Below are 22359 nucleotides of genomic sequence, written 5' to 3' on the forward strand. Positions count from 1 at the left end.
CCGATCAGCGATCACCGCCGCGGCCTGCGGACAGCCCCGCCAGCAGCAGATCCAGGCTCGCCTGGAATTCGCCGTCCGCCGTGCTGCCCGCAGCCGCATTGGCAATGTCGATCAGGTGCGCAAAGCGCTCGACCGGCAAGGCCCGGAACCGCGCGATCGTGAGCTCCGCCGACTCCTCGGCCTGCAGCGCCAGCGGCCCCGCCAACTCCGATTGCGCAAGCCCCGTGATCAGCCCGGACACCGCGCGGAACGCAACCAGCAGGGCCGGTCCCGAGCGCCCGCTGCGGGCCAGCGCGCGCAGCAGGGCTTCGGTCACCTCGAACACGGCCGGCGAGCGGCTGCGGCGCGTGAGGATCAACGGGATGGCATGCGGATGCGCCCGTACCGCCTGCCACAGCGCCGTGGCAATGGCCCGGACTTCGTCCTGCCATTGCGCGTAGCCGGCACGCGGCCAGCGCGCTTTGCCGATCACCGCCTCCACCACCAGCAGGTCGATGTCCTCGCGCTGCGAGACGTAGTTGTAGAGCGTCATGGCGCCGGTGCCGAGCTCGCCGGCCAGTGCGCGCATGGAGAGGCCCGCCAGCCCTTCCCTGTCGACCAGCGCCAAGGCGGCGGCCTGGAGCTGCGAATGCGTGAATTTGGCGGGTCGTCCCATGGAGGCAGATGTTGACGCAGTTTCGAAGCTGCGAGTATATTCAATTACGTACACTGTACGTTAAAGGAACGGATTCATGAAACTCGCACCTGGGGACACGGCTCCCGCCATTGCCGCAAGCACCATCCACGGCAAGCCCGTCCATGTTCCGGATCCGGTGCCGCGCTACGTGCACCTTCAGTTCCGGCGTTTCGCGGGCTGCCCCGTGTGCAACTTCCACCTGCTCACCATGGGCAGGCGCCAGGCGGAAATTGCCGCGGCGGGCATCCGCCAGGTGGTCTTCTTTCATTCGTCGCGCGAAGAAATGCTCAAGTACCAGGCGCAGCTGCCCTTCGATTGCGTCGCCGACGCGGGCAAGAAGCACTTCAAGGCGTTCGGGATCGAGACCTCTTTACGGGCGCTGTTGCATCCCCGTGTCTTCTGGAGCGGGCTGCGGTGGATCCTGGCCGCCAGGCGCTTCTACACCCGGGCCGAGAACGGCATCCTGGGGCTGCCCGCGGACTTTCTCGTCGACGCGCACGGACGCATCGTGGCCTGCAAGTACGGTGCGCATGCCGACGATCACTGGGAGGTGGACGAATTGCTGCAGCTGGCCCGTCAAGCGCAGCCTGCGCCGGCGAATCCGGGGGATGCGCCGGCCGTGCCGGCTTGACCGGGTGAGTTCAGCCGTTCAGCGCCTGCCAGATCGCTTCTTCCACCGGGCAGCGCACGGGCGACTCGAGACTGAAAGGCTGCGCCGGCAGCAGCGGCGGCTGCGCCATGAAGCGCGGATGCCTGCCGTGGTGCGGCTGCGCCGAATGCACGAGGAACGGGTGGCACAGGTACACCGTGCCCGCCGCGCCCGTCGCCAGCACCTCGGGCCGCCCGGCGGACTCGGCAAAACCATTGCGCGCCAGTTCCCCCAGCGACAGGCCTTCCTCGCCCGCCGGCGCCAGCATGCGGGCGATGTCGGCATGCGAGCCGGCGCGGATGCGCGTGGGCGCATCGTCGTCGCCCACATCCGAGAAAAGAAAGAGCATCAGCAAGGCACGCCCCTTCGAGCGGATGTTCGCCCGCCAGGCCATGAAGTCGGGGTTCTCCAGACCGAAGCTCACGTCGATGTGCCAGCCGGCGTCGCCCGGGTCCTCGGCCGAGGGAAAGCGCACGGGGAAGGTGCCCATGCTGCGGCACGACTGCCACCGCCCCGGGCCGACGAGCAGGTCGAAGGCGCCGTGCAGAAGCGGCGTGTTCGCGGCCTGGACGAAGGGCTGTTGCGCGTACATGCCGAGCCGGACGACGGGCTTTGTCCATGTCGACGGATCGTCCGGATCGCATCCGGTGTCGCGCCAAAGGATCGCACGGGCCTCGTCCGCGAGTCCGCGCGGAAAGGCGTTGTCGATGCGCAGGAAGCCGTCGCGGATGAAGGCCTGCGCGCGCGCATCGTTCGCAGAAAGATCCGAATGCTCGGTCATGGGCTGCTAATTGAGTCCGAAGAGCACGAAGATGCCCGCGACGAACCAGTTCGCCTTTGCTGCGCGGGTCGCGCTTTCCTTCGAGATCGGCACCAGTTTCGCGCGTTTCCAGGCCCGCAGGTTGCAGGCAACGGCAAGCACCAGTCCGCTGAAGAAAAGCAAAAAGGAATGCAGGCCGAACGCACCGATCAGCGACACCACGACGATCACCACGCCCGCCGCCCAGATGCCGCTCGAAGTGCTTGCCAGCACATGGCTGAGGCCGCCGCAGGCTTCGCAGGCGGCAGGGGCGCCGCGGCTGGACCAGCGCTTGGCCATGCCGTCGATTCCCGGCTTGCGGCAGCTCGGACAGGTGTGCTTCATGAAAAGTAGATCGCCGTCTACCCGCTACGCCGCGTCGGAAATCCCGAGCTCCGAGCACACCCGCCCCACCAGCGCCTTCAGCGATGCGAGCTCGGCCTCGAGCCGCGCCACGTTGGCCCTGAGCGCGGCCACCTCGCCGAACGATGCATCGTGCGATGCATGCGCCCCCTCGGCCGATGCACCGCCCGGCCCCGCAAGCTCTTCCGCCGGCGCGCCGCTCAGCAAGTGCGCCCAGCGGCTCTCGCGCGCGCCCGGCAGGCGCGCGAGCTTCACAACCAGTGCGCCGGCCGGACGTTCGGCGAGCTCGTCGAGAAAACCCTCGACAGACGAGATGTCGGCGAAGTTGTGCATGCGGTCGCAGGCAATGCGCAGCTCGCCCGCCGTTTGCGGGCCGCGCAGCATCAGCACCGTGAGCAGGATCACCGACTGCGACGGAATGCGCAGCACGCGGTCGATGTTGTGCTCGTAGCGGAACGCCCGGCCGCCGCTGGTTTCGGCCACCAGGCTGTAGCCCTTGAGGCTGTCGATGGCGGCCTGCACCTGGGCCTCGCTCAGTTCGAGCACCGGGTTGCGGCTGGTCTTCTGGTTGCAGCCGGACACCAGTGAATTGAGCGTCAGCGGATAGCTGTCGGGCACGGTGCGCTGCTTCTCGGCCAGCACGCCGAGCACGCGGGTTTCGACGAGCGAAAGAATGGGAAGGGCCTGGGTCATTGCTCAAGGAATCCTGAATGAAAACGATCGCGGCAAGGGCCGGCTGTTCATGGCACCGCCACGCCGAGTATCGGTCCCAGCTCCCTGGTGAAGTCGCTGCGGCCGAGCGCGGGCGAATGCAGTGCCGACACGGTGCCGTCGAGGTAGAGCGCGTCGCGGCAATGCAGCACGTCGCGAAAGTAGAGCGCGAACTCGTGGAAGTTCACCGGCTGCTCGCTGATCACGAAGATCGCCGTGTGGCCCGACACGCCCACGCCGTTGCGGATCTTGCGCGAATCGGAATCCGGAATGAAGGCGGGATGCACCACGCCGCGGCGCAGCAGCGGGCCCGACTGGGTCGCCAGCCGAACGCTGTCCTTCGGTAGCGCCGCATATTCGGAGGACTCGACCACACGCGGCCCCGCATCGGACACCAGGAACACGCCGTTCGGCTTGAGGAAGAAGTTGCCCGCACCCGCCGCCAGGCTGAGCGGCGCCACCTCGCGCCCCTCCTGCACCAGCAGGCCGACCGGGGAAAAGTCCGCGTGGTACATGCCGGCATTCATCGCGAACACGAGTTGCCGGTTGCGCGCGGCGAGCCAGGCTTCCAGGCGGTCGAGGCGCTTGAACGGGGCGCCGCTGTCGTCACGCAGGAACAGCTCGAGGCGTTCGCGGCGCAGGTCGATCTTCACGACGGTGTAGCGCGGCTCGGCGTTGGCCGCGGCGGCCAGTCCGGCCACGCACAAGGCCAGCAGGAGCAGCAGCTTTCTCATGAAGCCACGGAAAGCCGCCTCTCGCTTCAGCCGTTCTGGATGCGGGTGACCAGCGCCTTCGTGAACGCCGCCGTGCCGGCGCTGCCGCCCAGGTCGCCGGTGCGCACCTTGTCGATGTTGAGCGTGTCGTCGATGGCCTTGCGCAGGCGCGTGGCGAGCTCAGGCAGCCTGACATGCTCGAGCATCAGCGCGGCGGCCAGCAGCAGCGCCGTGGGGTTGGCGATGCCCTTGCCGGCAATGTCGGGCGCCGAGCCGTGCACGGCCTCGAAGATCGCCGCATCGGCGCCGATGTTGGCACCGGGCGCCATGCCCAGGCCGCCCACCAGGCCCGCCACCAGGTCGGACAGGATGTCGCCGAACAGGTTGGTCGTCACCAGCATGTCGAACTGCCACGGATTGAGCACCAGCTTCATCGCGCAGGCGTCGACGATGATGGTGTCGAGTTCGAACTTGCCCTTGTACTTTTCTTCGTAGAGCCGCAGGCCGGTCTCCAGGAACAGGCCGGTCAGCACCTTCATGATGTTGGCCTTGTGCACCAGCGTGACCTTCTTGCGGCCGGCGGCAATGGCGGTCTCGAAGGCGTATTCGAGCAGGCGCAGGCACCCCTGGCGCGTGTTGATGCCGGTGGCCATGCCCACGGCGTGCGGGTCGCCATCGATGCGCACATAGTGCTCGTGGCCGATGTACAGGCCCTCGAGGTTTTCGCGCACGACCATCAGGTCGATCTTGTCGAAGCGGCCGCCCGGAATGATGGTGCGCGCGGGGCGCAGGTTGGCGTACAGCTGGAACTCCTCGCGCAGCCGCACGTTCGACGAGCGGTAGCCGCCGCCCGAGGGCGTCTCGAGCGGGCCCTTGAGGGCCAGGCGGGTGCGGCGGATGCTGTCGAGCGTGGCCTGCGGCAGCGGATCGCCCGAGGCCTGGACGCCGCCGAGGCCGGCGATCTGGCGGTCCCATTCGAAGGGCGCCTTCAGCGCATCGAGCGCGGCCAGCGTGGCGTCGACGATCTCGGGGCCGATGCCATCGCCGGGAATCAAGGTTGCGGGAATGGGGGTGGTCATCGGAAACTCGCTTTCTGTATATCCATCTTGTATATCTGTTCGCCCTATCAGCAGAGAGCATTCGCGAAACGCGCGGCATGGAGCATACGTCGCGCCGGAGACACCCCGGCGCCTTGCGGGTCACTGGTGCGCAAAACCGCCGATGCAGCCGCCCGGATCGACGGCATTCGGCATGCCGCGATGCTGCCACCTAAAATGCCCGCTTCCCGCAAGTTCGTCGCCCACTCCCCGAAAGCGCCCTCCCCGATGTCCGCCCCGCGCAAGCTCTTCGTCACCACCGCCCTGCCCTATGCCAACGGCAAGTTCCATATCGGCCACATGATGGAATACATCCAGGCCGACATCTGGGTGCGGAACCAGCGGATGAATGGCGCCGAGGTCAACTTCGTCTGCGCCGACGACGCGCACGGCGCGGCCATCACCATCGCGGCCGACAAGGCCGGCGTGACGCCGCAGGCCTTCGTGGCCGAGATCGCCGCGGGCCGCAAGCCCTACCTGGACGGCTACTACATCTCGTTCGACAACTGGCACTCGACCGACGCGCCCGAGAACCACCAGCTCGCGCAGGACATCTACCGCGACCTGCGCGCCAACGGCCTGATCGAAACCAAGAGCGTCGAGCAGTTCTACGATCCGGCCAAGGGCATGTTCCTGGCCGACCGCTTCATCAAGGGCGAGTGCCCCAACTGCCACGCCAAGGACCAGTACGGCGACAACTGCGAGGTGTGCGGCGCCGTCTATGCACCCACCGAGCTGATCAACCCCTACTCGGCCCTGTCGGGCGCCAAGCCCGAGCTGCGCAGCTCCGACCACTTCTTCTTCAAGCTCTCGGACCCGCGCTGCGAGGCCTACCTGAAGGAATGGACCGCCGCACCCGGCCACGTGCAGTCCGAAGTGCAGAACAAGATCCGCGAATGGCTCTACAAGGACGACGAAGGCAAGGGCGGCCTCGGCGACTGGGATATCAGCCGCGACGCGCCCTACTTCGGCATCGAGATTCCCGATGCGCCGGGCAAGTACTTCTACGTGTGGCTCGACGCGCCCGTGGGCTACCTGGCCTCGCTCAAGAACCTGCTCGACAAGCGCTGCATCGAGCTTGGCGGCGACGGCATCTCGTACACCGAGTACATGGCCGACCCCGACCTGGAGCAGGTGCATTTCATCGGCAAGGACATCATCACCTTCCACACCCTCTTCTGGCCCGCAATGCTGCACTTCAGCGGCCGCAAGGCGCCCGATGCGGTGTACGTGCACGGCCACCTCACGGTCAGCGGCGAGAAGATGAGCAAGAGCCGCGGCACCGGCATCGACCCGCTCCGGTACCTGTCGATCGGCCTGGACCCCGAATGGCTGCGCTACTACATCGCGGCCAAGCTCAACGGCCGCAACGAGGACATCGACTTCAACCCCGAGGACTTCGTCGCGCGCGTCAACAGCGACCTCGTGGGCAAGTACATCAACATCGCGAGCCGCGCGGCGGGCTTCATCGGCAAGCGCTTCGGCGGCAAGCTGGGCGAGGTGTCGGCCGACGGCGACGCACTGCTGTTCGCGCTGCGCGATGCGGCGCCGCAGCTGCATTCGCTCTACGACGGCCGCGACTACGCCCGCGCGCTGCGCGAGGTGATGGCGCTGGCCGACAAGGTGAACGAGTACGTCGACCAGAACAAGCCCTGGGAACTGGCCAAGAAGGAAGGCCAGGAGGCGCGGCTGCACGACGTGTGCACCGTGTGCATCGAGGCCTTCCGCCTGCTCACGCTGTACCTGAAGCCGGTGCTGCCGGCGCTCGCCGCCAATGTCGAGGCCTTCCTCAGGATCGAGCCGCTCGCCTGGGCCGACGCCGCGCAGAGCCTGCCGGCCGGCCACGCCATCGGCGAATACAAGCACCTGATGCAGCGCGCCGACGCCAAGATCGTCGACAAGCTGTTCGAAGCCGCCGAGCCGGCGCCTGCGGCCGCCGCGGAGACGCCGTCGGCCGATGCACTGCCGGGCGGCGAAGCCATCGCGCCTGCCATCACCATCGACGACTTCGTGAAGATCGACCTGCGCATCGCAAAGATCGTGGCCTGCGAGAAGGTCGAGGGCTCGACCAAGCTGCTGCGCCTGACGCTCGACGCGGGCGAAGGCACCGACCCGCAGGGGAGTCCTGTTCTGCGCAACGTGTTCAGCGGCATCGCCTCCGCTTACCAGCCCGAGCAGCTCGTGGGCAAGCTCACGGTGCTGGTCGCCAATCTGGCGCCGCGCAAGATGAAGTTCGGCATCAGCGAAGGCATGGTGCTGGCCGCGAGCCATGGCGACGAAAAGGCCAACCCCGGCATCCACGTGCTCGAGCCCTGGCCGGGCGCGACGCCGGGCATGCGCGTTCGCTGAGAAACAGAGGCTGCGGCTGGGTCGCTAGCCGAGCTTGTTGACCAGCACCAGGTCGGCAAACACCTTGCCGCCCACCGAGATGTGGTCGCGCATCGCCTCCGCGGCGTTGTCCGCGTGGCCCTTGAGGATCCACTCGACCACCCGCTCGTGCTCGCGCTGCGATGCGGCCAGCCGCCCGGGCTTCTCGAACATCCGCCCGCGGTAGGCCGCAATGCGCAGGCGCACGGTCTGCGCCTGCTCGACGATGAACGGGTTGCCGCTCGCGCGGTAGATCACGTCGTGCAGCGCGGCATTGGCAAGCTGGTAGCCCTCCGCATCGTCCGCCTGTGCACGGGCGGCCGTGCCTTCGAGCGCGCGCTGCAGTTCGATGCGCAGCGCCGGGCCGATGCGCAGCGCCGCGAGCCGCGCCAGCACCCCTTCGAGTTCGCCGAGCGCTTCCATCATGGCGACGAGTTCGTTGGCTCGCAGCTGGCGCACGTAGATGCCGGTGCGCGGAACGATGTCGACCAGCCCGCGTGCGCTCAGCAGCAGCAGGGCCTCGCGCACCGGCGTGCGCGAGATGTTGAAGCTCGCGGCCAGCGCCTTTTCGTCGATCGGCATGCCGGGCGACAGCGTGCCGTCCAGGATGTCTTTTTCAAGCCGGCCGCGGATCTGGTCCTGCAGGCTGCTCACGTCGAGGGTTTTCGCGGGTTGCATGGGTGCGTGGATATTAGCTAACCTTGTAGATATATCAATTGATCTCTTTGGTACATCAATGCTTCCCACCCTCCAGATCGACGGCCATGTCGCCTACCTCACGCTGCGCCGTCCGCAGGCCGCCAACAAGCTGACGCCGGAGGACCTGCCGGCCATCGTCGGCCACCTGGAGACGGTGAACGGCTCGCCCGGCGTGCTGGTGCTGGTGGTCCGCTCGGAGGGCAAGTACTTCTGCAGCGGCTACGATATATCAGAGGTCGCCACCAGCAGCCAGACCGAGGGCCGCAGCTTCGGCGAGATGGTCGATGCGCTGGAAAACTGCCGCGCCGTCACCATTGCGGCGGTGCACGGCGGCGTGTTCGGCGGCGCCACCGACCTGGTGCTGGCCTGCGACTTCCGCGTGGGCGTGCGGGCTGCCGAAATGTTCATGCCCGCGGCCCGGCTCGGCCTGCACTACTACCAGAGCGGCATGGAGCGCTATGTCTCCCGCCTCGGGCTGGACACCGCCAAGCGGCTCTTCCTGACGGCCGAGAAGCTCGACGGCAGCGCGATGCGCGAATGCGGATTCCTCACGCAGCTGGTGGACGACGTGGCGGCACTCGATGCCGAAGTGCTGCGCCTGCGCACCACGCTCGCCGGCATGGCGCCGCTCGCGCTCCTGGGCATGAAGAAGCACCTGAACCAGATCGCGCGCGGCACGGCCGATGCCGCGTCGATCCAGCGCGAGGTGCAGCGCACCGTGGCATCCGAAGACCTGGCCGAAGGCGGCCGCGCCTGGCGCGAGAAGCGCCCGCCGGTCTTCAAGGGCCGCTGAGCGCCGCCCTTCCGGGCACCCCGACAAGACACAGGAGACAAGGCATGAAGAAAGAAATACGGGCCGTTTCGCTCGCGGCCGTGGCATGGCTCGCCTCGGCCGGCGCGCTCGCGGACAGCTACCCCTCGCGTCCGATCACGCTGGTGGTGGGCTTCCCCGCGGGCGGCGGCGCCGACGCGGTGGCGCGCATCGTGAGCGACAAGCTGGCCAAGATCCTCGGGCAGCCGATCGTCATCGACAACAAGCCCGGCGCGGGCACCACCATCGCGTCGGACCAGGTCGCGCGCGCGGCGCCCGACGGCTACACGCTGCTGCTGGGCAGCGGCAACCTCTACGGCAGCGACAAGCTGCTCTACAAGGCCGTGAAGTACGACGGCACCAGGAGCTTCGTGCCCATCTCGCGCTGGAGTTCCGCGCCGATGCTGCTCGCAGTCAACAAGGACGTGAGCGCGCAGAACGTGCAGGCGCTCATCGCCCAGGCGCGGCAGAGCCCGGGCAAGCTGGCCTATTCGTCGTCGGGCACCGGGGTGGTGACGCACCTGGCGGGCCTGTCGTTCGAGAAGGCCGCCGGCGTGACCATGCTGCACGTGCCGTACAAGGGCGGCGCCCCATCGATCCAGGCCGTGGCCGCCGGCGACGTGCAGCTCACCTTCGGCACGCCGCCCTCGGTGCTGCCGATGGCGCAGGGCCAGAAGCTGCGCGTGCTGGCCGTCACCTCGGGCCAGCGCTCGCCGCTCTTTCCCGACGTGCCGAGCGTCGCCGAGGCCGGCGTGAAGGGCTACGACTTCACCTTCTGGTTCGGCCTGTTCGCACCCGCCGGACTGCCGCCCGAGCTGGCGCAGAAACTGTTCGACGCCAGCGTGGCGGCGCTCAACGATCCCGAGGTGAAGGCGCGGCTCGAAAAATCGGGCAACGAGGCGGCGCCCTCGAAGTCGCTGGCCGAGTTCCGCACTTGGGCGCTGGCCGAGGGCGCGAAATCGAAGGAACTCACCGAGCGCTCCGGCGCGACCGTCGAATGACCCCGGTCGCATCGCAAGGCTCGCCAGGCGGCCCGCTGCAGGGCTTCACCGTCATCGACCTGACGCGCGTGCTTGCGGGGCCCTACTGCACGCTGCTGCTCGCCGACCTGGGCGCGCGCGTGATCAAGGTGGAGCAGCCCGGCCTGGGCGACGACGCACGGCAGATCGGCCCCTTCGTCGACGGCGACTCGGCCTACTTCATGTCGGTCAACCGCAACAAGGAATCGATCGCGCTGGACCTGAAGGCGCCGGCCGACCGCGCCGTCTTCGAGCAGCTGCTGGCCACGGCCGACGTGCTGGTCGAGAACTTCCGGCCCGGCACGATGGAGAAGCTCGGCTACGACTGGCCCGCGCTGCACGCACGCTTTCCGCGGCTGGTGTTCACCTCGGTCTCGGGCTTCGGCCAGACCGGCCCTTATAGCCGGCGCCCCGCCTACGACATGGTGGTGCAGGCGATGGGCGGCATCATGAGCCTGACCGGCCACCCGGGCGCGCCGCCCACGCGCGTGGGCGTGTCGATTGGCGACCTGGGCGCCGGCCTGTACGCGACGATCGGCACGCAGGCCGCGCTGCTGCAGCGCGGGCGCACGGGCCTGGGCGACCGCGTGGACGTGGCGATGCTCGACTGCCAGGTCGCGCTGCTGGAGAACGCGATCTCTCGCATGGAGGCCGACGGGCGCGCGCCGGGGCCGATCGGCTCGCGGCATCCGTCGATCACGCCCTTCGACGTGTTCCGCGCGGCGGACGGCTGGTTCGTGATCGCGGCGGGCAACGATGCGCTGTTCCAGCGCCTGTGCGCGGCGCTCGAGCTGCCGGCGCTGCCCGAGGATGCGCGCTTTGCCACCAACCCCGAGCGCTGCCGGCACCACGAGGCGCTGAAGCAGCTGCTCGAAGAGCGCCTGGCCGCGGCACCCTGCGCGCACTGGCAGGCGCTGCTGATGCAGCACAACATTCCCACGGGCGGCTACAACGACGTGGCCGCGGTGGTGAACGACCCGCAGGTGCAGGCACGCGAGATGCTGGTGCAGGTCCGCACGCAGGGCGGCCGGCCGCTGACGGTGGCGGGCAATCCGGTGCACGTAGGCACACACCGCACGCAAGTGGCCAGGCAGCCGCCGCGGCTGGACCAGGACCGCGAGGCCATCCTGGCGGGGCTGGCGCGGCAGTGAGCGCGCGGTGCAAAATCCGCGCATGCAAAGCCCTCGCCCCCGCTTCCGACCTTTCGTTCTCGCGGCGCTCGGCCTCGCCGGCACCCTGCTGCTGGGCGGCTGCGCCGTGGTCACCGTGGCCGGCACTGCCGTGAGCGTGGGCGCCGGCGCGGTCGGCCTCGCGGCCGATGCCGCCATCGGCACCGCGCGCATCACCGGCAAGGCCGTGGGCGCGGCCGCCGATGCGGTGATTCCCGACAGCGACTGAGCCGGCCGCGCCCCGGCGCTGCCCGCAAGCCTTCCTGCGCACGCGGCGCGCGGGTCACAATGGCGCCACATGCAGTCACCGCTGAACATCACCCGCTTCCGCCCGCGCCTGCTGGACGCCATGGCGAGCTACAGCCGGGAGCGCTTCTTCAAGGACCTGGGAGCGGGCGCCACGGTGGGCATCGTGGCGCTGCCGCTGGCCATGGCCTTTGCCATCGCCTCTGGGCTCAAGCCCGAGGCCGGCATCTGGACGGCGATCATCGCGGGCTTGCTGATCTCGCTGCTGGGCGGCTCGGCGGTGCAGATCGGCGGGCCGGCCGGCGCGTTCATCGTGATCGTCTACGGCATCGTCGAACGCTATGGCGTGGCCAACCTGCTGATTTCCACCGCCTGCGCCGGCGTGCTGCTGTTCGCGGCGGGGCTGTTCGGGCTCGGCCGGCTGGTGCGCTTCGTGCCGCTGTCGATCGTGGTCGGGTTCACCAACGGCATCGCGGTGCTCATTCTGCTGTCGCAGCTCAAGGACCTGCTCGGGCTCACGGTCGCCAAGATGCCAGCGGACGTGTTCTCGCAGCTGCATGCCATGGCGCTGCAGATCGGCACCTTCAACCCCTATGCCTTTGCGCTCGGGCTGGCGTGCCTGGGCGGCCTCGTGATCTGGCCGCTGCTGCTGAGCGGTGAATCGAAGGTCGGCCATGCGGTGCAGCGGCTGGCGGGGCGCATGGTGCGCACGCGGGCGGTGCAGGTGGGCGCGCGCATGCCGGGGCCGATCGTCGCGCTGGTCACGCTCACGCTGGTGTCGTGGGGCTTCGAGCTGCCGGTGGAAACCATCGGCACGCGCTTCGGCGGCATTCCCGAAGGCCTGCCGGGCTTTGCGCTGCCCGACTTCTCATGGGAAACGGTCAAGCAGCTGGTCACGCCGACGCTGACCATCGCGCTGCTGGGCGCGATCGAGTCGCTGCTGTGCGCGCGCGTGTCCGACCAGCTCAGCGGCCAGCCGCGCCATGATCCGAACCAGGAGCTGATGGCGCAGGGCATCGCCAACGTGGTAACGCCCTTCTTCGGCGGCATGCCGGCCACCGGCACCATCGCGCGCACCGTGACCAACATCCGCTCGGGCGGCAGTTCGCCGATCGCGGGCATCGTGCATGCGCTCACGCTGATGGTGGTGGTGCTGCTGGCCGCGCCGCTCGCGCGCCACGTGCCGCTCGCGGTGCTGGCGGGCATCCTGGTCTTCGTGGGCCTGAACATGGGCGAATGGCGCGAGTTCACGCCGGGGCAGCTGCGCCACTTCAGCCGCCACTACCGGCTGCTGATGCTCGGCACCTTCTTTCTCACGGTGGTGTTCGACCTGACCGTGGCGGTGCAGGTGGGCATCGTGCTGGCCTGCGCGCTCTTCATCCGGCGCATGAGCGGGCTCTTCAGCGTCGAGCTGGTCACGATGCAGCCGCCGGTGCTCACCTACCGGCTCTATGGCGCGCTGTTCTTCGGGGCGGCGGCCAAGCTGGACGAGGCCGTCAACGCGGCCGAAAGCGCGCCGCGCGGCATGACCGTTGTACTCGACGCCACGCACCTCATCTACCTGGACGCCACGGGCGTCGATGCGCTGCGCCAGCTGCACCGGGCGGTGCTGGCGCGCGGCGGGCTGCTGCGGGTGGAATCGCTGCAGCCGCAGCCGCTCGAGGTGATCGTGCGCTCGGGGTTTGCCGACGAACTGACGAGCGGCCAGCCGCATGCGGCGGACTAGGAGCCGGAGTTCGCCTCGGTGCTCCGGTCGGGCGAAGAGCCGCTGCGCACCACGCGCTGGTCGTCGTTGAGCGTGGCGGTGAACACCATGGGCGAATTCGGCGGCTGGACCCAGCGCCATTCCCACTCGGTCTCGCGCTTGAGCGCATAGGGCGTGATCTTCGCGGGCTTGCCGAGCATCTTGCGCAGGTCTTCCATCATCATGCCCGGCTGCACCCTGGCGAAGTTCTCGGGCGTGAGCACCTGGCGCAGCGCGCTCATCTTGCCGTCGGCGCCGATGGTGATCATGTAGTTCTTCTGGCCCTGCGGCTGGCGGTTGTACTCGAACACGCGGCCGTTCGGCGCGTCCCAGATGTTCTCGGGCTGGCCGAACCTGGCGCGCACATCGGCTTCGGTGGAGACGCCCTCCTCCAGTTCGCTGATGCGCTGGTTGTCGCAGCCCGCAAGCCCGATCACACCCGCCAGCAGTGCCGCCGCCATGCCGATCCGCCACTGTTTTCGCTGCTTCATCCCATCCCCGGTAAAATTCGCGCCACAAAGGTCCAGTCTATGTCCATCTTCCGCCGCCCCCACTACAGCTCCGAGATCACCAACTTCATCGAGGAGATGAAAGCCAAGAAGCCGACGCTGGAAGCCGAACAGCGTGCCGGCCGCGCCCTGCTCTGGGACAAGCACCTCGACCGCAGCCTGCTCGAGGAGTACAGCGAAGCCCGCGTGCCGCAGCAGCCGTACGTCTACCAGACCCAAGTCAAGTAATGGTGCCCAGCCGGCATCCATCGTTCGCCGCCATCGTGCATAGCTATTAAAATGATAGCAAACACCCGATGAAGGACAACGAGGACAGCGACACGCTCGTGGCCAGCATGCCCGAAGTGGTCGACCAGGTCGCGCTCGCCAAGCTCTATGGCGAGCCGTTGTTCGCGATGCCGAAGGACCTGTACATCCCGCCGGAGGCGCTGCAGGTCTTCCTCGAGGCCTTCGAGGGCCCGCTCGATCTGCTGCTCTACCTGATCAGGAAGCAGAACTTCAACATCCTCGACATCCCGATGGCGGGGCTCACGCGGCAGTACCTGAGCTACGTCGACGAGATCCGCCAGACCAACCTCGAGCTCGCGGCCGAATACCTGCTGATGGCCGCGATGCTGATCGAGATCAAGTCGCGCATGCTGCTGCCACCCAAGAAGGTGGCCGACGGCGAAGAGGCCGAAGACCCGCGCGCCGAACTCGTGCGCCGCCTGCTCGAGTACGAGCAGACCAAGCTGCAGGCCGCCGCCATCAGCGCGCTGCCGACCTACGGGCGCGACTTCTGGAAGGGGCAGGTCTACATCGAGCAGTCGCTCAAGCCGCGCTTTCCCGACGTGAACGTGATCGAGCTGCGCGACGCCTGGGCCGACATCATGAAGCGCGCCAAGCTCGTGCAGCACCACAAGATCTCGCGCGAGGAACTCAACGTGCGCGAGCACATGAGCATCGTGCTGCGCCACCTGCAGGGCCAGCGCTTCGTCGAGTTCGAGAAGCTGTTCGACGTGTCGCGCGGCGCGCCGGTGCTGATCGTCACCTTCATCGCGATGCTCGAGCTCGCGAAGGAAACGCTGATCGACATCACGCAGGCCGAGGCCTTCGCGCCGATCTACGTGCGGCTGGCCTACTCGCCAGCCTGAGCCTCTTTCCTACTTCCGAGAATTCCGCCGTGCACGACTTCGACGTCCTCATCGTCGGCAGCGGCCTCGCAGGCCTCTCCGCCGCGCTGCACCTGGCGCCCACGCACCGCGTGGCCGTGCTGACCAAGCGCGCGCTCAACGACGGTTCCAGCGCCTGGGCGCAGGGAGGCATTGCCGCGGTGCTGGCCGCGGGCGACAGCTTCGACGCCCACGTGGAAGACACGCTGATTGCCGGCGCCGGCCTCTGCGACCCCGAGGCCACGCGCTTCGTCGTCGAGGGCGCGCCGCAGGCCATCGCCTGGCTGCGCGAACTCGGCGTGCCGTTCTCGGAGGAAGGCGGCGGCCTGCACCTGACGCGCGAAGGCGGCCACAGCCAGCGCCGCATCGTGCACGTGACCGACGCCACCGGCGCGGCCGTGCAGCGCACGCTGATCGAGCAGGTGCGCCGCACGCCCAGCATCTCGCTCTTCGAGCACCACACGCTGGTCGACCTGATCACCGGCGACAAGCTCGGCCTGAAGGATCCCGCCTGCGTGGGCCTCTATGCGCTGGACGACGAAACCGATGAAGTGCTGGCCTTCCGCGCGCCGCACACCATCCTGGCCACCGGCGGCGCGGGCAAGGTGTACCTCTACACCACCAATCCCGACACCGCCACCGGCGACGGCATTGCGGCGGCCTGGCGCGCGGGCTGCCGGGTGTCGAACATGGAATTCATCCAGTTCCACCCGACCTGCCTCTACCACCCGCATGCCAAGTCCTTCCTGATCAGCGAGGCGGTGCGCGGCGAAGGCGGGCTGCTCAAGTTGCCCGATGGAACGCGCTTCATGCCGACGCACGACGAGCGCGCCGAACTCGCGCCGCGCGACGTGGTGGCGCGCGCCATCGACTTCGAGATGAAGAAGCACGGGCTGGACTGCGTGCACCTGGACATCTCGCACCAGCCGCCGGCATTTCTCCAGGAACACTTCCCCAACATCCTCGCGCGCTGCGCCGAGCTGGGCATCGACATCACGCGCGAGCCCATCCCCGTGGTGCCGGCCGCGCACTACACCTGCGGCGGCGTGCTGAGCGACTTGGCCGGGCGCACCGACCTGCCCGGCCTCTATGCCATCGGCGAGACCGCCTGCACCGGGCTGCATGGCGCCAACCGCCTTGCGAGCAATTCGCTGGTCGAGTGCATGGTGTTCGCGCGCGCCGCGGCCGCTGACATTGCCGCGGCACCGGCGCGCGAGCGCATCGAGCTGCCGGCCTGGGACGAAAGCCGCGTCACCGACGCCGACGAGGCCGTGGTCATCTCCCACAACTGGGACGAGCTGCGCCGCTTCATGTGGGACTACGTCGGCATCGTGCGCACCAACAAGCGCCTGGAGCGCGCGAGCCACCGCATTGCGCTGCTGCAGGCCGAGATCCAGGAGTTCTATGCGAACTTCCACGTCACGCGCGACCTGCTCGAACTGCGCAACCTGGTGCAGGTGGCCGAGCTGATCGTGCGCTCCGCGCAGGCCCGCCACGAAAGCCGCGGCCTGCATTTCAGCCGCGACTATCCCTCGCTCGCCGAGCCGACCGCACCGACCGTGCTGGTGCCCTCGGCGGACTGAAACCCACCCGCTCTTCACGTTTTTCTTCATTCAAGGATGCCCGGCCACCGACGCCCGCAGGGAGAAACCCAACCATGTCGAACACCACCACCCCACAGCCGGAAACCACGCCAGCCTCGCCCTACGGCACGCTGCCGCCGGCTTCGACGCCCGCCTCGCGCAAGCCGGTGAGCCTGCCGCGCCTGGCCGACATGCATGCGCGCGGCGAGAAGATCTCGATGCTCACCGCCTACGACGCCACCTTCGCGGCCATGGCCGATGCGGCCGGCATCGATTGCCTGCTGGTCGGCGATTCACTCGGCATGGTCTGCCAGGGCCTTGCGAGCACCGTGGGCGTGAGCCTGGACACCATGCGCTATCACACCGACAGCGTCTCGCGCGGCCTGCGCCGCGTGCAGGGCACGGCCTGGCTGATTGCCGACCTGCCCTTCGGCAGCTACCAGGAATCGCGCGAGCAGGCCTTGCTCAGCGCCACGGTGCTGATGCAGGCCGGCGCGCACATGGTCAAGCTCGAAGGCGGCGGCTGGACCACCGAGACGGTGCGCTTCCTGGTCGAGCGCGGCATTCCGGTGTGCGCGCACCTGGGCCTGACGCCGCAGACCGTGCATGCGCTGGGCGGCTACCGCGTGCAGGGCAAGGGCGACGCCGGCGCGCTGCTCAAGCAGCAGGCCCATGCGCTGCAGGACGCGGGCGCCACCATGCTGGTGCTCGAGATGGTGCCGGCCGCGCTGGCCGCCGAGCTCACCGCCGAACTGAAGCACTGCGCCACCATCGGTATCGGCGCGGGCAAGGGCACCGCCGGCCAGGTGCTGGTGTTGCACGACATGCTGGGCATCAACCTCGGAAAGATGCCGAAGTTCGTGCGCAACTTCATGGCCGACGCGCCGGGCGTGCTGCCCGCCCTCAAGGCCTACGTGCAGGCCGTCAAGGACGGCAGCTTCCCCGACGACCAACTCCACGCCTGGTAAGGAAGGAACCGAGACCATGTACATCGCACACACCATCGCCGAGCTGCGCAGCCACCTGGCCGCCTTCGAGCGCCCCGCCTTCGTCCCCACCATGGGCAACCTGCACGAGGGCCACCTGGCCCTCGTGAAGCAGGCCAAGCCGCTGGGCGATGTCACCGTGGCGAGCATCTTCGTGAACCGCCTGCAGTTCCTGCCGCACGAGGATTTCGACACCTATCCGCGCACCTGGGACAGCGACTGCGAGAAGCTGCGCACGGCCGGCTGCGACGTGCTCTTTGCGCCCGACGAGAAGGCGCTCTACCCCGAGCCGCAGACCTGCAAGGTGCACCCGGACCCGGCACTCGCCGACATCCTCGAAGGCCATTTCCGCCCGGGCTTCTTCGTCGGCGTGTGCACGGTGGTGATGAAGCTCTTCCAGTGCGTGCAGCCGCGCGTGGCGGTGTTCGGCAAGAAGGACTACCAGCAGCTCATGATGATCCGCCACATGGTGCGGCAGTTCGCGATGCCGATCGAGATCGTGGGCAGCGAGACCTTCCGCGCGGAGGACGGGCTCGCGCTGTCGTCGCGCAACGGCTACCTGAGCGAAGCCGAGCGCGCGGAAGCCGTGCAGCTCTCGAAGGCGCTGAAGGCGATGGCCGAAGCCGTGCAGGCCGGCGAACGCGATTTGGCCGCGATCGAAGCACGGGCAATGCAGGCGCTGGCGCAGCGCGGCTGGCAACCGGACTATCTTGTGCTGCGGCGCCGTTCCGACCTGCAGGCGCCCTCGGCTGGCGAGCCGCTCGTGGCGCTGGCCGCGGCGCGGCTGGGCGGCACGCGGCTGATCGACAACCTCGAAATCGACGCAATGCCCTCATGACCTACAGCGTCAAGGAAATCTTCTACACCCTGCAGGGCGAAGGCGGCCAGGCCGGCATGCCGGCCGTGTTCTGCCGCTTCGCCGGCTGCAACCTGTGGACCGGCCGCGAGGAAGACCGCGCCACGGCCGTCTGCCGTTTCTGCGACACCGATTTCGTCGGCACCGACGGCACGCTGGGCGGCAAGTTCAAGGACGCCGAGCTGCTGGCCGGCACCATCGCCGCGCAATGGCCGGCCGACGATGCCGAGCACCGGCTGGTGGTGCTGACTGGCGGCGAGCCGCTGCTGCAGGTGGACGCCGCGCTGGTCGACGCGCTGCATGCGCGCCGCTTTCGCATCGCGGTGGAGAGCAACGGCACGGTCGCCGCGCCCGAGGGCATCGACTGGCTCTGCATCAGCCCCAAGGCCGGCGCACCCTGGGTGCAGCAGCGCGGCCAGGAACTCAAGCTGGTGTGGCCGCAGGCCGAGTTCGATCTCGACACCATGGCGCGCACCGGCGAGTTCACGCACCGCTTCCTGCAGCCGATGGACGGACCCGACCGCGTGGCCAACACCGAACTGTGCATTGCCGAATGCATGCGCCATCCGACCTGGCGCCTCAGCGTGCAGACCCACAAGATCACCGGCATCCGCTGAGCGCGGAGACTTTTCAGATGCGATTCACCATCAGCCAACGCTTTTTCTTCGACGCCGCGCATACGCTCAAGCGCGAGATCGAAGCCGAAGGCAGCCGCCGTATCCACGGCCATACCTACCACGCCGAAGTCTGGCTCGCCGGCCAGCGCGATCCCCTCACAGGCATGGTCGTCGACCTGGGATTGCTGCGCCGGCGGCTGGAGGATGTGCGCGAGCAGCTCGACCATCACCTGCTCGACGACGTGGCGGGGCTGCATCCACCGACGCTCGAGAACCTGTGCCTGTTCATTGCGGACGCGCTGCCGGAATTCAGGCCCTCGCTTGCGCGCGTGCGCGTGTGGCGCGAGGCGCTGGGGGACAGCTGTACGCTGGAGTTCTGAATCTTGCTCCCTCTCCCCTCGGGGAGAGGGTTGGGGTGAGGGTGAGCGGCAATGAGGGCCGCGCGATGTTGTGAGGCCGCTGCCCTCACCCTAGCCCTCTCCCGGAGGGAGAGGGAATAAAACGTCAGGCCGCGCCGATGCCCGCGATCAGGCTCCCCGGCGGCTGGCCATTTTTCAGCCCCGCCGTGAACGCCAGCATCCGGTCGATCGGCACCCTCGCGCGCAGCCCCAGCGCCGGGTCGACGTGAATTTCGCCCGCGCCCGTTTCCAGCGCATTCGCCAGCTCCACCAGCCCATTCATCGCCATCCACGGGCAATGCGCGCAGCTCTTGCAGGTGGCGCCGTTGCCGGCCGTGGGGGCCTCGATGAAGGTCTTGCCGGGATTCAGCGTGCGCAGCTTGTGCAGCATGCCGGTGTCGGTGGCAACGATGAATTCGCTCGCGTCCATGCGCTGCGCCGCGTTCAGGATGGCCGAGGTGGAGCCCACCGCATCGGCCAGCGCGATCACGTCGGTCGGCGATTCGGGATGCACCAGCACCTTCGCGGCCGGGTGCGCCTTCTTGAGCAGCTCGAGCTCGAGCGCCTTGAACTCGTCGTGCACGATGCAGGCGCCGTTCCAGCTCACCATGTCGGCACCGGTCTGGCGCTGGATGTAGTCGCCCAGGTGGCGGTCGGGGCCCCAGAGGATCTTGCGGCCCTGCGCATGCAGGGCGCTCACCACGTCGAGCGCGCAGCTCGAGGTGACGAGCCAGTCGGCGCGCGCCTTCACGGCCGCGCTGGTGTTGGCGTAGACCACCACGGTGCGGTCGGGATGCCGGTCGCAGAAGGCGCTGAACTCGTCGACCGGGCAGCCCAGGTCGAGCGAACAGTTGGCGTCCAGGTCGGGCATCAGCACGCGCTTCTCGGGCGAGAGGATCTTGGCGGTCTCGCCCATGAAGCGCACGCCCGACACCACCAGCGTCTGCGCCGCATGGTCGCGGCCGAAGCGCGCCATCTCGAGCGAATCGCTCACGATGCCGCCGGTTTCCTCGGCCAGGTCCTGCAGGTCGGGGTGCACGTAGAAGTGCGACACCATCACCGCGTTGCGCTCGCGCAGCAGGCGGCGGATGCGCTCCTTGAGCGCGATGCGCTCATCTTGCGAAGGCTCGGGCGGCACGCGGGCCCAGGCGTGGCGCGTGTCGCAGGCCGCGCCGGCCTCGGCCGCGGGTTGTTCGTAGTCGACGTCGATGACGAAAGAAGGGGCAGCCATGGACGCGCTCAGCCTTCCTGGAAACGCATCGAGAAATCGATGGCCTTCACGTCCTTGGTGAGCGCACCGACGGAGATGCGGTCCACGCCGGTGTCGGCCAGCGTGCGCAGGCCCTCGAGCGTCACGCCACCCGAGATTTCGAGCACGGCCTTGCGGTCCTCGCCGACCTCGGCGTTGATGCGGACGGCTTCGCGCAGGGTCGGCAGGTCCATGTTGTCGAGCAGCACCATGCGCGCGCCCGCCTCCAGCGCCTCGCGCAGCTGCGCCAGGGTTTCGACCTCGACCTCGACAAAAGCCGCGCGCTGCGCCACCGGCGCCACCGCACGCAGCGCCGCGGCCACGCCGCCGGCCGCGGCAATGTGGTTTTCCTTGATGAGCACCGCGTCGTAAAGGCCGATGCGGTGGTTCACGCCACCGCCCGTGCGCACGGCGTACTTCTGGGCAAGGCGCAGGCCCGGCAGGGTCTTGCGGGTGTCGACGATGCGCGCGCGCGTGCCGCGCACCGCATCGGCGTAAAGCGCCGTCTTGGTGGCGACCGCGCTCAGCAGCTGAAGGAAATTGAGCGCGGTGCGCTCGGCCGTCAGCAGCGCGCGCGCCGTGCCCTCGATCTCGAGCACGGTCTGGTCGGCCGCGCAGCGCTCGCCTTCGCCGCACAGCCAGCGGATGCGGGCCTGCGGATCGAGCTGCCGCACCGTGGCTTCGACCCAGGGCGCGCCGCAGAGCACGGCCGCCTCGCGCGCCAGCACCCGGGCCTGGGCGCGGCGGCCGGGGTCGACCAGCGAAGCGGTCAGGTCGCCGTCGGCCACGTCTTCCTGCAGGGCGCGGGTCGCGTCGGCCTGGGCCAGCGCGGCCACGGCCGGCGCCGAAAAATCAAAGCGAAGGCTCATGGCGGTCTTGTCTCTTCAGTCTTGTGTGTAGTTCATCGTCATGGCACGCGGCCCGGACGCACCTAGGGCCGCACCGACTCGGGCACCGGATCGCGGCCGGTCAGCGAGGCGACCGCCTCCTGCGGACTCAGCCGGCCGTCGAGCAGCGCGACCACGCCTTCGGCGATGGGCATTTCCACGCCCAGGCCGCGCGCGCGCTGCACCACGGTACGTGCGCAATAGACGCCTTCGGCGACATGGCCCAGCGAAGCGACGGCCTGCGCCAGCGTGTGGCCCTGGGCCAGCAACAGGCCCACCTTGCGGTTGCGCGAGAGGTCGCCGGTGGCCGTGAGCACCAGGTCGCCCAGGCCGGAAAGGCCCATGAACGTCTCGGCGCGCGCGCCGAGCGCCAGTCCGAAGCGCGTCATCTCGGCCAAGCCCCGCGTGATGAGCGCCGCACGTGCATTGAGCCCGAGCGCCAGGCCGTCGCAGAGGCCGGTGGCAATGGCCAGCACGTTCTTGACGGCGCCGCCGACCTCCACGCCCACGATGTCGTCGTTGGCATAGACGCGCAACGCCGGGCCGTGGAATGCCTCGACCAGCGCTTCGCGCACTGCGGCATGGGGGCTTGCAGCCACCAGCGCGGTCGGGCGGCCTTCGGCGACTTCCTGCGCAAAGCTCGGGCCGCTGAGCACGCCGGCCATCAGTTCAGGCGCAACCTGTCCCCAGATTTCGTGGGCCAGCAGGCCGTAGGAGGTGGGCGAAGAAGCATCGAGCGCGGGTTCGACGCCCTTGCACAGCCATGCCACCGGCGCGGTCGTGCCGCGCAAGGCGATGAGCTGCTGGCGCAGGGCGGCCATGGGCGTGGCCACCACGACGAGTTCGGCGCCCGCCCGGGCCTGGTGCAGGTCGCCGGCGCGCACCGTGAGTGCGGGCGGCAGTGCCAGGCCGGGCAGGTAGCGGACGTTTTCGCGCGCCTTGGAAATGGCCTCGGCCTGGGCCGCATCGCGCGCCCAGAGCGTGACCTCGTGGCGGCCCGCCGCATTGACAGCCAGCGCCGTGCCCCAGGCACCGGCGCCATGAACGCAGATCTTCATCG

Annotated in this window: 25 protein-coding genes; 14 read left to right on the top strand and 11 right to left on the bottom strand. The window is 68.7% G+C overall.

Going from position 1 to position 22359, the window contains the following annotated elements:
* Window positions 1-4 precede the first annotated feature (4 nt).
* On the bottom strand, window positions 5-655 hold the full coding sequence (locus RZE77_RS21695; RefSeq protein ID WP_319439222.1) for a TetR/AcrR family transcriptional regulator: 651 nt from the start codon (window positions 653-655) through the stop codon (window positions 5-7).
* A 76-nt stretch (window positions 656-731) separates the two neighbouring features.
* On the opposite strand from RZE77_RS21695, the gene RZE77_RS21700 reads away from it, so the two are divergent.
* Window positions 732-1307 (top strand): redoxin domain-containing protein, encoded by a 576-nt coding sequence (locus RZE77_RS21700; RefSeq protein WP_319439223.1) that lies wholly within the window; start codon window positions 732-734, stop codon window positions 1305-1307.
* A 10-nt stretch (window positions 1308-1317) separates the two neighbouring features.
* On the opposite strand, the gene RZE77_RS21705 is transcribed toward RZE77_RS21700, so the two are convergent.
* From RZE77_RS21705 to RZE77_RS21725, 5 genes are read right to left on the bottom strand one after another with little or no spacing between them, the layout of a single operon-like run.
* Window positions 1318-2106 carry a phytanoyl-CoA dioxygenase family protein gene (locus RZE77_RS21705; RefSeq protein ID WP_319439224.1) on the bottom strand — a complete coding sequence of 263 codons (789 nt, stop codon included), beginning with the start codon at window positions 2104-2106 and terminating at the stop codon, window positions 1318-1320.
* Window positions 2107-2112: 6 nt separating this feature from the next.
* The gene (locus tag RZE77_RS21710; protein ID WP_319439225.1) at window positions 2113-2469 is read right to left on the bottom strand and encodes a hypothetical protein; all 357 of its coding nucleotides are present in this window, start codon (window positions 2467-2469) and stop codon (window positions 2113-2115) included.
* 24 nt (window positions 2470-2493) lie between these two features.
* Window positions 2494-3180 (bottom strand): YceH family protein, encoded by a 687-nt coding sequence (locus tag RZE77_RS21715; protein WP_319439226.1) that lies wholly within the window; start codon window positions 3178-3180, stop codon window positions 2494-2496.
* A 47-nt stretch (window positions 3181-3227) separates the two neighbouring features.
* Window positions 3228-3932: a phosphodiester glycosidase family protein gene (locus RZE77_RS21720; protein WP_319439227.1), complete on the bottom strand. Its 705-nt coding sequence runs from the start codon at window positions 3930-3932 to the stop codon at window positions 3228-3230.
* A gap of 26 nt (window positions 3933-3958) precedes the next feature.
* Window positions 3959-4990, bottom strand: coding sequence for an isocitrate/isopropylmalate dehydrogenase family protein (locus RZE77_RS21725; protein WP_319439228.1), 1032 nt, complete (start codon window positions 4988-4990; stop codon window positions 3959-3961).
* 246 nt (window positions 4991-5236) lie between these two features.
* Here RZE77_RS21725 and metG point away from each other — a divergent pair, with 246 nt between their 5' ends.
* On the top strand, window positions 5237-7357 hold the full coding sequence (gene metG / locus RZE77_RS21730) for a methionine--tRNA ligase (RefSeq protein WP_319439229.1): 2121 nt from the start codon (window positions 5237-5239) through the stop codon (window positions 7355-7357).
* Between the two features lie 24 nt (window positions 7358-7381).
* Here the strand turns inward: metG and RZE77_RS21735 are convergent, their stop codons facing one another.
* On the bottom strand, window positions 7382-8053 hold the full coding sequence (locus RZE77_RS21735) for a GntR family transcriptional regulator (RefSeq protein ID WP_319427369.1): 672 nt from the start codon (window positions 8051-8053) through the stop codon (window positions 7382-7384).
* Between the two features lie 58 nt (window positions 8054-8111).
* Between RZE77_RS21735 and RZE77_RS21740 the strand changes: the two genes are divergently transcribed.
* From RZE77_RS21740 to RZE77_RS21760, 5 genes are all read left to right on the top strand, one after another.
* Window positions 8112-8867, top strand: coding sequence for an enoyl-CoA hydratase/isomerase family protein (locus RZE77_RS21740; protein WP_319439230.1), 756 nt, complete (start codon window positions 8112-8114; stop codon window positions 8865-8867).
* 44 nt (window positions 8868-8911) lie between these two features.
* Window positions 8912-9886, top strand: a complete 975-nt coding sequence (locus tag RZE77_RS21745; protein ID WP_319439231.1) for a Bug family tripartite tricarboxylate transporter substrate binding protein — start codon at window positions 8912-8914, stop codon at window positions 9884-9886.
* Window positions 9883-11055, top strand: a complete 1173-nt coding sequence (locus RZE77_RS21750) for a CaiB/BaiF CoA transferase family protein (RefSeq protein WP_319439232.1) — start codon at window positions 9883-9885, stop codon at window positions 11053-11055. The genes RZE77_RS21745 and RZE77_RS21750 overlap by 4 nt, the downstream gene beginning before the upstream one ends.
* A gap of 22 nt (window positions 11056-11077) precedes the next feature.
* Window positions 11078-11302 (top strand): hypothetical protein, encoded by a 225-nt coding sequence (locus tag RZE77_RS21755; protein WP_319439233.1) that lies wholly within the window; start codon window positions 11078-11080, stop codon window positions 11300-11302.
* 69 nt (window positions 11303-11371) lie between these two features.
* A complete protein-coding gene (locus RZE77_RS21760) occupies window positions 11372-13045 on the top strand; it encodes a SulP family inorganic anion transporter (RefSeq protein WP_319439234.1) in 1674 nt (557 codons plus the stop codon).
* On the opposite strand, the gene RZE77_RS21765 is transcribed toward RZE77_RS21760, so the two are convergent.
* The gene (locus tag RZE77_RS21765) at window positions 13042-13524 is read right to left on the bottom strand and encodes an outer membrane protein assembly factor BamE (RefSeq protein ID WP_319433074.1); all 483 of its coding nucleotides are present in this window, start codon (window positions 13522-13524) and stop codon (window positions 13042-13044) included. The genes RZE77_RS21760 and RZE77_RS21765 overlap by 4 nt on opposite strands.
* 69 nt (window positions 13525-13593) lie before the next feature.
* On the opposite strand from RZE77_RS21765, the gene RZE77_RS21770 reads away from it, so the two are divergent.
* The 7 genes from RZE77_RS21770 to RZE77_RS21800 all read left to right on the top strand — a co-directional run bounded on the left by RZE77_RS21770 (window position 13594) and on the right by RZE77_RS21800 (window position 19145).
* A complete protein-coding gene (locus tag RZE77_RS21770; RefSeq protein ID WP_319427375.1) occupies window positions 13594-13800 on the top strand; it encodes a DUF3460 family protein in 207 nt (68 codons plus the stop codon).
* Window positions 13801-13868: 68 nt separating this feature from the next.
* Entirely contained in the window at window positions 13869-14705 is an 837-nt protein-coding gene (locus RZE77_RS21775) for a segregation and condensation protein A (RefSeq protein WP_319439235.1), read from the top strand.
* A gap of 29 nt (window positions 14706-14734) precedes the next feature.
* Window positions 14735-16306, top strand: a complete 1572-nt coding sequence (nadB, locus tag RZE77_RS21780) for an L-aspartate oxidase (RefSeq protein WP_319439236.1) — start codon at window positions 14735-14737, stop codon at window positions 16304-16306.
* 74 nt (window positions 16307-16380) lie between these two features.
* Window positions 16381-17274, top strand: a complete 894-nt coding sequence (panB, locus tag RZE77_RS21785) for a 3-methyl-2-oxobutanoate hydroxymethyltransferase (RefSeq protein ID WP_319439237.1) — start codon at window positions 16381-16383, stop codon at window positions 17272-17274.
* A 16-nt stretch (window positions 17275-17290) separates the two neighbouring features.
* Window positions 17291-18130 carry a pantoate--beta-alanine ligase gene (gene panC / locus RZE77_RS21790; protein ID WP_319439238.1) on the top strand — a complete coding sequence of 280 codons (840 nt, stop codon included), beginning with the start codon at window positions 17291-17293 and terminating at the stop codon, window positions 18128-18130.
* On the top strand, window positions 18127-18765 hold the full coding sequence (gene queE, locus RZE77_RS21795) for a 7-carboxy-7-deazaguanine synthase (protein ID WP_319439239.1): 639 nt from the start codon (window positions 18127-18129) through the stop codon (window positions 18763-18765). Before panC ends, queE begins: the two co-directional genes overlap by 4 nt.
* Window positions 18766-18782: 17 nt before the next feature.
* Complete coding sequence (locus RZE77_RS21800) at window positions 18783-19145, top strand: 6-carboxytetrahydropterin synthase (RefSeq protein ID WP_319439240.1); 363 nt, start codon at window positions 18783-18785, stop codon at window positions 19143-19145.
* Between the two features lie 124 nt (window positions 19146-19269).
* Here the strand turns inward: RZE77_RS21800 and nadA are convergent, their stop codons facing one another.
* The 3 genes from nadA to RZE77_RS21815 form a co-directional block, all read right to left on the bottom strand.
* Window positions 19270-20394 (bottom strand): quinolinate synthase NadA, encoded by a 1125-nt coding sequence (nadA, locus tag RZE77_RS21805; protein ID WP_319439241.1) that lies wholly within the window; start codon window positions 20392-20394, stop codon window positions 19270-19272.
* Window positions 20395-20402: 8 nt separating this feature from the next.
* On the bottom strand, window positions 20403-21281 hold the full coding sequence (gene nadC, locus RZE77_RS21810; RefSeq protein ID WP_319439242.1) for a carboxylating nicotinate-nucleotide diphosphorylase: 879 nt from the start codon (window positions 21279-21281) through the stop codon (window positions 20403-20405).
* Between the two features lie 62 nt (window positions 21282-21343).
* Window positions 21344-22357 carry an NAD(P)H-dependent glycerol-3-phosphate dehydrogenase gene (locus tag RZE77_RS21815; RefSeq protein ID WP_319427384.1) on the bottom strand — a complete coding sequence of 338 codons (1014 nt, stop codon included), beginning with the start codon at window positions 22355-22357 and terminating at the stop codon, window positions 21344-21346.
* Window positions 22358-22359: the final 2 nt, after the last annotated feature.

The organism is Variovorax sp. SPNA7, assembly GCF_033807855.1.
GTDB lineage: Bacteria > Pseudomonadota > Gammaproteobacteria > Burkholderiales > Burkholderiaceae_C > Variovorax > Variovorax beijingensis.